This window comes from Clostridium sp. UBA5988, from assembly GCF_002435615.1.
In the GTDB taxonomy this organism is placed as follows: Bacteria; Bacillota; Clostridia; order Clostridiales; family Clostridiaceae; genus Clostridium_J; species Clostridium_J sulfidigenes.
Genome location: NZ_DJBA01000040.1, coordinates 1 through 10,495, shown reverse-complemented (window position 1 = coordinate 10,495; position 10,495 = coordinate 1). Strand labels below are relative to the sequence as shown.

The 10,495-nt window shown below is 30.8% G+C and carries 13 protein-coding genes; 8 read left to right on the top strand and 5 right to left on the bottom strand.

All coding sequences use genetic code 11. The features are described 5' to 3' along the window. Nucleotides 1-182 precede the first annotated feature (182 nt). The 6 genes from B3J31_RS10700 (at nt 183) to B3J31_RS10675 (ending at nt 6,819) form a co-directional block, all read left to right on the top strand. Complete coding sequence (locus B3J31_RS10700) at nt 183-1,040, top strand: AraC family transcriptional regulator (RefSeq protein WP_346868185.1); 858 nt, start codon at nt 183-185, stop codon at nt 1,038-1,040. 231 nt (nt 1,041-1,271) lie between these two features. Next, entirely contained in the window at nt 1,272-1,772 is a 501-nt protein-coding gene (locus B3J31_RS10695) for a hypothetical protein (RefSeq protein WP_346868186.1), read from the top strand. Nucleotides 1,773-2,260: 488 nt separating this feature from the next. Continuing rightward, nucleotides 2,261-3,043 carry an ABC transporter ATP-binding protein gene (locus tag B3J31_RS10690; RefSeq protein WP_346868197.1) on the top strand — a complete coding sequence of 261 codons (783 nt, stop codon included), beginning with the start codon at nt 2,261-2,263 and terminating at the stop codon, nt 3,041-3,043. After that, nucleotides 3,033-5,102 (top strand): ABC transporter permease, encoded by a 2,070-nt coding sequence (locus tag B3J31_RS10685; protein WP_346868187.1) that lies wholly within the window; start codon nt 3,033-3,035, stop codon nt 5,100-5,102. Before B3J31_RS10690 ends, B3J31_RS10685 begins: the two co-directional genes overlap by 11 nt. A gap of 11 nt (nt 5,103-5,113) precedes the next feature. Next, nucleotides 5,114-5,791, top strand: a complete 678-nt coding sequence (locus tag B3J31_RS10680) for a response regulator transcription factor (RefSeq protein WP_346868188.1) — start codon at nt 5,114-5,116, stop codon at nt 5,789-5,791. A 185-nt stretch (nt 5,792-5,976) separates the two neighbouring features. Further along, on the top strand, nt 5,977-6,819 hold the full coding sequence (locus B3J31_RS10675; RefSeq protein ID WP_346868189.1) for a sensor histidine kinase: 843 nt from the start codon (nt 5,977-5,979) through the stop codon (nt 6,817-6,819). 189 nt (nt 6,820-7,008) lie between these two features. On the opposite strand, the gene B3J31_RS10670 is transcribed toward B3J31_RS10675, so the two are convergent. Then, nucleotides 7,009-7,407, bottom strand: a complete 399-nt coding sequence (locus tag B3J31_RS10670) for a hypothetical protein (RefSeq protein ID WP_346868190.1) — start codon at nt 7,405-7,407, stop codon at nt 7,009-7,011. Nucleotides 7,408-7,543: 136 nt separating this feature from the next. Here B3J31_RS10670 and B3J31_RS10665 point away from each other — a divergent pair, with 136 nt between their 5' ends. Further along, complete coding sequence (locus tag B3J31_RS10665; protein ID WP_346868191.1) at nt 7,544-8,293, top strand: geobacillin-26 family protein; 750 nt, start codon at nt 7,544-7,546, stop codon at nt 8,291-8,293. Nucleotides 8,294-8,480: 187 nt separating this feature from the next. Here the strand turns inward: B3J31_RS10665 and B3J31_RS10660 are convergent, their stop codons facing one another. The 4 genes from B3J31_RS10660 to B3J31_RS10645 all read right to left on the bottom strand — a co-directional run bounded on the left by B3J31_RS10660 (nt 8,481) and on the right by B3J31_RS10645 (nt 9,798). Continuing rightward, nucleotides 8,481-8,651 carry a hypothetical protein gene (locus B3J31_RS10660; protein WP_346868192.1) on the bottom strand — a complete coding sequence of 57 codons (171 nt, stop codon included), beginning with the start codon at nt 8,649-8,651 and terminating at the stop codon, nt 8,481-8,483. Between the two features lie 263 nt (nt 8,652-8,914). Next, nucleotides 8,915-9,304 carry a nitroreductase gene (locus B3J31_RS10655; RefSeq protein ID WP_346873970.1) on the bottom strand — a complete coding sequence of 130 codons (390 nt, stop codon included), beginning with the start codon at nt 9,302-9,304 and terminating at the stop codon, nt 8,915-8,917. A gap of 16 nt (nt 9,305-9,320) precedes the next feature. Then, nucleotides 9,321-9,500 carry a hypothetical protein gene (locus tag B3J31_RS10650; RefSeq protein WP_346868194.1) on the bottom strand — a complete coding sequence of 60 codons (180 nt, stop codon included), beginning with the start codon at nt 9,498-9,500 and terminating at the stop codon, nt 9,321-9,323. Further along, nucleotides 9,490-9,798 carry a hypothetical protein gene (locus B3J31_RS10645; protein WP_346868195.1) on the bottom strand — a complete coding sequence of 103 codons (309 nt, stop codon included), beginning with the start codon at nt 9,796-9,798 and terminating at the stop codon, nt 9,490-9,492. Before B3J31_RS10645 ends, B3J31_RS10650 begins: the two co-directional genes overlap by 11 nt. Nucleotides 9,799-9,928: 130 nt before the next feature. On the opposite strand from B3J31_RS10645, the gene B3J31_RS10640 reads away from it, so the two are divergent. Continuing rightward, nucleotides 9,929-10,486 (top strand): TIM barrel protein, encoded by a 558-nt coding sequence (locus tag B3J31_RS10640; protein ID WP_346868196.1) that lies wholly within the window; start codon nt 9,929-9,931, stop codon nt 10,484-10,486. Nucleotides 10,487-10,495 lie beyond the last annotated feature (9 nt).

Genomic DNA, 10,495 nt, shown 5'->3' with positions numbered 1-10,495 from the left:
ATATCATTCAGGGGCTTAAGAGGTACAAGTTGTAGTATTCACAGCTATGCCAATGTTAGTCTAGTCCGTGACGGCGTGGGCCAAGCTTTAAAAATTAATCTTCCAGACAAAACATAACAAAAAAAGTCGGGAATAACTGCGTGAAAAGCAATATGATATAAGTGTAGACAGGAGTGATGAATATGGGATGGATTGAATGTATTGGTGAAGCTATTAGTTACATCGAGGAAAATATCACCGAGGAACTTACAATAGAGGAAATTGCAACACAGGCTTTGGTGTCACCTTTTTATTTCCAAAAAGGATTTGCAATGCTTTGTGGTTTCACGGTTGGAGAGTATATTAGACAACGTAGGCTTACTCTTGCCGGCAGTGAGCTTGTATCTACTGATGAAAAAATTATTGATATTGCAGTGAAATATGGCTATAACTCACCAGATAGTTTCACAAAAGCCTTCACTCGTTTCCATGGTGTCACACCTACTGCAGTTCGAAAAGACGGAGCAATGATTAAATCTTTTGGGACCTTAAAAATCAAATTTTCATTGGAAGGCGGTTATATTATGGATTACAAAATTGTTGAAAAAGATTCATTTACAGTTATGGGAGTATCAAAGGTATTTAAATATGATAGTGCAACTAGAGAAATTCCACAGTTTTGGACAGAGCATTATCAAACAGGAAAGGGTAAAGTTGTGTGCGGAATGTACGGTGTATGCATTGATGAGAGTATGGGTTCAGATGAATTTGAATATTTGATTGCAGATAATTATATTCCATCCACAGTAACTCCAGAGGGTTTTATTACAAAGATTATTCCTAAACACACTTGGGCTGTTTTTGCTTGCAAGGGTGCAATGCCAAAATCATTGCAAGATGTAAACCAAAAAATCTTCTCAGAATGGCTACCTAACTGTAAGGATTATGAAATTGCAGCTGGTTATAACATTGAAATGTATACAAATATAGCTGATTATCCAAAGGGTAATCAGGATGAAAATTATTACAGCGAAATTTGGATTCCTGTTAAGAAAAAATAATTTTTGATTATCTAATGAACATACCCAAAAGCAAGCAAATCAAAGTTTAAGAAAATATATCATAACAAGAAAACAAGGTATCCTGCCATTGGAAAGTCGCAGAATATCTTGTTTTTATTTTTAACCATATCTTCAAGTAGTATAGTGCAAAGGGATAATGTAATAAAGTACTAACATTACAAATAAAATCATATATAATACTGTTACTAAAAATTTTAAGGAGATAATTTGATGTGGTATAGAATTAAACATGCTGTTTTGGTATTAAGTATTAATATTATTGTTATTATTGGTATATTCATGGCACAGACATTGAGTAGTCCTTACATAGATGAAGAGTATTTTATAACTAATGAAGAAACCATTTTTACAATGGCTATATATGATGGTGAGTATATAACTAAAGAAACAAATGATTTACAGCATGGGTCTAATGTATTTGTAAATGGAGTAGTTCCAATAGCTATGTATTTTTTAGCACTTCTTTCTTTAATTGATTTAATAAACAATTGCTATGAAAGATTTAAGAATGAGGATAAGATAATATATAAAATTCTATATTCAATATTAGCCATATTACAAGTAGCTATGATTTTAATTATTTCTTTTTATGTAGTAGCATTAACTATAAAAGTTGAAATACTATGGATTTTCACTGTGATAATGCTTGTAAAAATATTGTTTGAAGGAGCTACTTTTATAAATACATTAAAGATTTCTCGTTATAAATAAAAGGTAAAAAGTCAATTGTTAATGTTATAATATCATATTGAAAAATTTGATCCTAATACAAAAACTATTTTAAAGGCACTAAGATAATAAAATCTTGGTGCTTTCTTTGTATGTATTATTTTAATAACAGAGGTTTATTAATGAAAATTACTAATCTATAGTGACTTAAAAAATAATGAAAGTACAAACATAAACTACTTAAAAAGTGTGTCCTTGGGAGGTATCATCCCTTAATAGTGGGCAGGGAAAAGTACAAATTTAAGTAAAACTGAGGCTGTGAAAAAATATTTTTAAGAAATCTTGATAACATAAAGTCTTAAAAGGCAGTGTTAGCATATAATTGTGGACACTAAAAGCTTACGGAAGTAAAATATAATTATAAAAAGGAGATAGGCCTCCCGTTATAAACCTTACAACAACTGTAAGTGTTAATTGATAATTTTTTATTGTATGGTATTTATAGTGGTAGTAAAGGAGGAGGATATGATATGAGAATTTCAGATAAGTTGCTTCAAGTTCAGGAAGTGCATAAGGTATATGGTGAGGGGCAAAGTGAAACTGCCGCATTAAAGGGAATTACCTTTGATGTTCTTCCAGGAGAGTTTCTTGGAATCATGGGTGCAAGTGGGTCAGGTAAGACCACATTGCTTAATTGTATTGCAACAATGCTTAAGCCAACCGCTGGTCAAATCTTGCTTAAGGGAGAGAATATTTCTTCATTCAGAGGAGCCCAGTTAGCAAAATATAGAGGGAACAATATGGGATATTTATTCCAAGAATTTGAGCTATTAGATAATTTAACTTCTAGAGAAAATATTGTTTTGCCCTTGTCTATTCATGGGGAAAATCCTAAAAATCAAGAGACTAGACTTCAAAAATTAGCTAAGCAATTTGATATTGAAGAAGTGTTAAATAAATTTCCTTCTCAAATGTCAGGAGGGCAGAAGCAGAGAGTTGCAGCAGCAAGAGCATTGATTTCTAACCCAAGCATTGTATTAGCGGATGAGCCAACTGGCGCTTTAGATACAAAGAATGCAAAAATTCTGATGGAGAAGCTTTCTTCCACTAATCAAGAGGAGAAATCTACAATTTTGATGGTAACTCATGATGCAAATGCAGCAAGCTTTTGTTCAAGAATATTATTTATCCAAGATGGTGTTATTTTTCATGAACTTCGAAAAGAAGTACCTGGGGAGACTCAAAATTCTTTTTATGAACGAATCTTAACTGTTATGGCACAGTTGGGAGGAGGCAGCACCAATGTTCTTTAATTTTATCAAGGAAAATAGTCATAAGACTCGAAAAGAAAATGGAGTTTATTTTGCCTCACTAGTCATTTCTATTGTTGCTTTTTATGTAATACTTTCACTTGGAGAGCAAGACGTTATGATGTATCTAAAGACCGTAGAGAGCCATGCGGTTACAAAGCTTTTGTTAATGATACCAGTACTTTATGCTGTATCCTTGTTCTTTGTATTTTTTCTTGCTTATTTTGCAAATAGGTACCAATTACAACGTCGCAGTCACGAATTTGGTATTTACTTAATGATGGGGATGAGGCGAAGTAAGTTATTCGCAATGATAATGGGGGAAACATTGTGGAATGGTTTCGTGGCTTTGCTCATTGGAATCCCAGTTTCTTTATTTTTAACAGAGTTAATTAGTCTTGCAACCTCTAGATTTATAGGAATGGGGATTATTGGTCATCACTTTCGTATATCTTGGGTTGGGCTAGGATTAACGGTATTAGGTTTCATTACAGTCCAATTAGTAGCTATGTTTATTTTAAGCTTAAAAATGAGCAAGAAGGAACCTGTGGATTTGCTTAATGAACAGAAAGAAAAAGATCAAAGAAGTCTTTCACCGGTATGGGGCTTTATTAGTTTGCTACTTGGAGCAGTTTTGTTATGCATAGCTTATATACTAGCTATTTTTTATTTGAGTAGCCTTGATTTTGTGATATTTGCATTAATAATGGTTATAGGAATCAGTGGAACCTTTATGCTGTTTCGTGGACTTGGAAGTTTGATTGGAATATGGATAAAAGGAAAAAGTAATTCTTCTACTGGATTATTTATATTTACAGGAAGACAACTTCAGGAGAATGTTTTACATCAATGGAGTTCCCTTGCTATATCATCACTGTTAATTCTTATGGCTATGGTTTGTTTTGCTTTTGGTATTTCCACAACGTTAGATCGAAGTGCAACATCTGCAAGAACTGTAGATTTTACTTTCAATGGTTCAGAAAAAGAAATTGTTTCTGCACTGACCTCTGAAAAACTGGAGCCTTACGTAAAGGATTATTATACTATGAAACTTGGTTTTTTGAAATCTTCCCATGCAGAAACCTCTGAAGATGTAGCCACACATACTTTTTCTTGGGAAGGACTTGAAAAATCTATATATAAAGAAAAAGATTCAGTGGAAAAAGAAAATTTATTGAGGAATTTATCTTATCAGGATAGACCATATTTAATTTCTCTCTCTAGTTATAATACTTTACTTAAATCTACGGGTAAAGAACCTATTATACTAGGAGATGATGAAGTTGCAATGTATTCTAGTGAAGAATTTTCACACTCTCATCAAATATTAAGGAGGGTGCTGAAGTCTAATCCAAGGGTTATTATAGATGAAAAACAATATAAATTGGAATCAACACTATATACAAGTAATATTGTTGCAGATAGAGCTATTACTCTTTCATATGCATTGATTGTACCAGATGATATGTATAATGCTTTAGTTGAAATCTCTAAAGACCAAGACTCATACTTTTATAATATGGTTCTAGATTCTGATTTTGTTGAGGAAAAAGGTTTAATGCAAGCCATGTATGAAGTAGATAAGCTACTGAGCATATCAGGTCTAAACTATGAAAGTTATCTTTCTAGCATGGGGAGGCACTTGTTTTATATAGTGGCAGGAAGTTATACCACATTTTACTTAGGTATCATGTTCCTTATCATTGCAAACACTGTATTAGGATTGAAGTTTCTTATGCAGCAAAGAAGTACAAGACATAGATATTCCACAGTATCTATGCTAGGAGCAAGTATTGAATCGCTATGCTTTTCAGCAAGGCTACAAATTTGGTGGTATTTCGGTTTAGTTATCTCAGTAGCATTTATTAGCTCTATTTTTGGTATTAAGGCCATGTTGGAAGCCTTCTTAGTTATTCCAAAGTCATCAACTTTAAAAAGTGGTGCTATAATATTAGTGGTAATGATTGCTCTTATTGTATTTATAGCATTTGAACTTTGTTATATATGGATGATTCAGCGAAAGAGTGACGAAGAAATCAAGAAATTGCAAGAGATTGGATAGGGGGTGAAAAGGTGGAAAAGATAGTCATTGTTGAGGACGACGTCTTTCTACGTGCAGAATTACAAAGTATATTAGAAAAAGAGGGATATGCTATAGAGTGTATCTCCTCTTTTCATACTCCCTTGGAAGATATTATTTCAGCTTCACCTTCATTGGTTTTATTAGATTTAAATTTACCAAAGCTTTCAGGATTTGATATTTGTCGTGCACTAAAGGCTAGAGGAATTGGCCCAATTTTAGTGTTAACTTCACGTAACCAACTCCGAGATGAACTTCATGCATTAGAGTTAGGTGCAGATGACTATTTAACAAAGCCTTGCCACCCTAAACGTCTAATTGCTAGAATTGAAAAGCTCCTTCATCTCTATGCTAGTATGCATGTTCTACTAAAAGCTGGTGATTTTCAGTTAGATGAGAAGGCCAATGTATTGTATGTTGGTAAGAATTCTATTTCATTATCAGAAAATGAGGGAATTATTATGAAGGCCTTGGTTAAAGCTTTCCCTTCAGTAGTAAAAAAGGAAGAGCTTTTTAATCTATTATGGGGAAGTAGCCATTATGTGGATGAAAATATACTACAAGTGAATATGACTAGACTGCGAAAAACCCTTGATGAGGTTGGATTGTCTAATGAAATACAGACTGTTAGAGGGGTTGGTTATAAATTAATAGGAGGTGGCTGTGAGTGAAGCTAAGAGATTTTTTGAGTATTCTAAAGGAATCACGTCTGCTTATACTACTTCTTAGTATAAGTAATGGCTTTTTTATTTTTTTAGCTTGGATAGCTTATCCAGAAACCTTTGGTATTCTTGTAGGAATCATGATTATTTTCTCTATAACTATGATTTTTATTGGCATTCTGTTGGTCTTTAGAATGAAGACAAAGAAAGATAAAGCCTTCTATGATTTTCTTCGAGAGCCATCGCCGGAGTATGAAAATTATTTGATAAAATCCATTGGTGAATTACATAAAGAAAAGGTGAACTATCTAGCTAATAAGTTACGTATTTTAAATGATCAATTAGCCGAAACCAAGCTGCAATCTATGGATTATGAAGAATTTATCGAAAGTTGGGTTCATGAGATAAAGACACCTATTTCATTGGCAACCTTGGTTTTGGAAAATCGTAAAGAGGAAATGTCAGAATTGGTATATCAAAGACTTGAACATGCAAGAGTTAATATCAGTGATGATGTTGAACAGATACTATTTTATGCAAGGTTACAAGCATCCCATGTAGACTATCGATTAGAAAGAACCTCTCTAAATCCCTGCTGTGAAGATGTAAGGTTGGAACTTCAGGCATTACTGGATGAAAAAGAAGTTAAAGTTATTTCTCACATGGAAGATGTCCCAATTGTATCAGATAAAAAGGCACTTCAATTTATTTTTACCCAAATATTCCTTAATGCCATTAAATACTCTAATGAAAAAGTTCACAGCTTTATTTGGTTAAAAACTGGTCTTGATGGTGTGAAGAATCGATATTATTTAAGGATTTCTGATAATGGTATTGGGGTCCTTAATTCTGATCTTCCTTTTATTTTTGATAAAGGGTTTACAGGTGATAATCCTAATGGTAGCCAGTCTACTGGTATAGGACTATATCTTGTAAAGAAATTATGTGATGAATTACAGATTGAAATTGAAGTTGAATCTGAGTATGGGGCAGGGTTTACAATTCAATTACTGTTCCCGATAATTGAAGACCAGTAAACAACTGTAATAAAAAAATAATTTGAAAATCTAACTTTCATTAGGATGAAATCATAGTGATTAATGATTTGGCTTTCATATAATCATTTTTATAAAATAAAGCGCTTAGAAATTTTTCTCTAAGCGCTTTATTTTATGGTATTATACTAATATAGATAAAATTTTCTAATAATATAATAAAAAAATTCATTAACTTCTATTATCAATATCTAAGAGTTTTTTACAATCTAAATAATTCAATATAATATTTCTATTATTTTCGTCTAGTACACTTAAATATATAGTTCTTTTTTTATATCCATTTTCAAATATATAAATTCTATTTTTTTTAATATTTATTTTTTCTATTGATTTCAATTCAAATGTATTAAATCCATTCAAAATTCCTCCATTGACTGAAATATAATAATCTGACAATATTATATAACATTTATATCGCCTATAACTATCATATGATGCAAGTAAGCATAATAATATTGTTATTATTGATAATAATGGAAATGTCTTAACAAGAATAAGATAAATTATCGCTATTAAAATCCATATAAGACTTATTAATAACATTATATTACATCTTATAATTTTCATATACTCACCCTCCTTTAAATCCTAATATAAATTAATTATAACATTTTTTCAATAAAATAGAAAATAAAAAAGGATAACAACTATTTAAGTCGAATTAGTTACTATATATTCAATTATTTTAAGGGAGATGAATTTAATGAATTGTAAAAAAAATATTAGGAACATAGCATGGATGCTGATTTTAACATTATTATTATCTTGCTTTGGTTATTCTGGAACTTCTTTTGCAGATGATACTCCTCTAAATTCGATCATATTAGAAGATGGTACAAGCTATACTATCTTAGAAGATAGTAATGAATTTAGAATTGTAGAAACTAATTATAATAATAACAAAGTTAAAAGTACTTATGATAAAATAAATAATATATTGACTACTATTGATTATAATACCACTAAGATAATCACCCTTGATTTAAATAGCTTAGTTAAAGAGCAACTAGTATCAAATACTAGAGTTTCTACCAGAGGAGCAGATCAACCTGACCCATGGAAAACTACAGATTCAAGATATGTAAACTCTCCTTTAACCTCATTTTGCTATGCATACACTATTCAAAAAAATTCAAATACAGGTGCAAAAATAATGCAATTACAAAGAAGAGGCTCTTATACAGGATGGCTATCATACGGAGGATTAACAACTCTTTTAAACAATTGGGAATCTGGTGTTAATGCTATGTATTACGACCATGTGTTTCTTGTAGCATCTGTACCTTCTGGAGCTATTATGGCCGTCTTATCAGTAGCTGCTGCTAATCCAATAACCGCAGTCGCCGCTGCTGTTATTGCATTAGGCTTTAGTGCAAATGTTGCTAATAAAGCTTGGGCTGTAGCTAAAGATAGAGATAATCTTGATACTATATACAAACAAATATATAGATAGCAAAAATAATTTAAAAATTTAAGAATATTAAAATTGAATACAAAATATAGCCAGGATTTAATATATCTTCCTAGCTTAATTTTTCTATTTTAGATTTTACTTAGCTAGCTTAGCTTTTATTAGTCTTTTTTATTAAAATTAATATACCATATAGTATCATCAAATAAAAGCTCTACTGTATTCACACTTATCTCACCTGCCTAATTGCTCCACCATAACCTCGCTTATATGAACTATGAGACATAAGCTCATGTATATCTCTTTCAGTAAGACCTAGTTTTGAGTGTACCTTATTTTTCTTTTTAATCTTACTAAAAGTTACTGGTTGAGTCTCCTTGATAATATCTTTAATTCTCACACCCTCACCTCTCTTTAAAATAAAAAGAACACTTAATCATGAGTAATTTTCTTACCCTTATAATTAAGTGTTCTATATTTTGCCAACTTCTGCATCTTACATATAATTTAACATTTGTTCTTTAATTTGTCCTCTTATTTATCCCTATTTTGTAATCATTTTTTCATAGATTTTTACCCTGTTTTTTCCTCATTTTGTACTCAATTTTATCCCTATTTTTTCTTAACTAAATAAAAAGACCATCATCTGATGGCCATGGTGTATTATAAATATCCTAGAACTATCATGAACTTATATAAAGCCTTCCTTTTCAATTTATAAAATCTATTTTTATCTATTCTAAGCTCTTCTTGAATATCTTTAATCTCCCAATCATCTCTATAGTAAAATAAATCAATAATCTTTTTACTAGTATCATCAAGACGATCATACACATATTCTATAGCATTAACCACTGTTCTCATATGTTCATTTTCAATAAGGATTTTTTCAGTTGAACTACCTGGATTATTTCCTTTGACTTTTATCTTATCCCACTTTGTTGCTTCACCAAGTCTTGGTAATTCAAGTGATATTAGATAATATGGATAATTTCTAAGTTCTCCCTCTGCTTTATGTTTTAATTTATTGTACTGCTCTTTATCTATCTTCACATCAAGTCCCCCTCTATTAACTCCATCTAACCTTATCTTTATATTCATACGAGCTATCCCAATTAATTTCTTGTCCACATTCACACTTTTTTTCATTATCACATAAGAACTTTTTACAGCATGGACAAAAATATGCAATATCTAATTCTGAATCAAATTTCCATAAGATATTTTTTACTATCTTCTTAGCTACCATGGTTGCTCCTTATACCTAAAAGTTTTTCTATTTCACTTTCATATTTTCTATATTGTTTAAATAATATATCTTTTCTTTTTAGCTGATCTAATGCCTTTTTAGTTGACATATCAGTAAAACCTTTTATATCTATCATTTCTTTAAATGCTTTATCACTTTTCTTTTGTAAATGATCTATCTTTATTGCTCTTGCATGAGCTAATATATTGTCTAGAGTATATCCTGGCATTATAGTCTTTTGAATTGCTTCAATAATTTCATCCTTTGAATATTTGCTTAGTTCTTTTTTTATATCCACATTCTCACCTCAGTAGGATTATTGACAAAAGCAGGAAAAGACAAACATTTGTAGAATAAATATTAATACGGAATAGAAAATATTATGACTTAATCATTAAAAATAGGATGGAATAAGGGAGAATCACTATATGGATATTTCAGTTTCAACAGGTTTGTATTATAAGAAAGGTTATAAGGAGATTTTAGACATTATTGGAAGTACATCATGTAAAAACATTGAGTTATGCCTTAATCAAGCATTCATGGATGTTGATATTTCTGAACTTGAAAAAGAAGTCTCAAAAAGAAATCTAAATATATTAAGCATACATACTCCATTAGAGTTTATCGCCTTTGCAAGAAAAGAAAGCGAACATTATTGGATTAACAAAAGTATTGAGATTTCAAAAACCTTTGGTTCAAAAATTATTGTATCACACATGGTATATGGAGAATATTTTGATGATAAAATCAAGGGGTTAGATGAACTACATAAACAAAATATGACTGATTACTGTGAATCGAAAGATATTATTGTAACAACAGAAAATTTACCTTATATTAACCAGGGAACTTTTTTAGGAAAATTTGATGAACTATTCAAGTTTATAAATGACAACAATATATTTTTAACATTTGATACAACACATTGTGCTTTTAATGGGTTTCCTATTTTAGAAACATTTAAAGAGTTCCCTGGGTGGTAAAATAGTTGT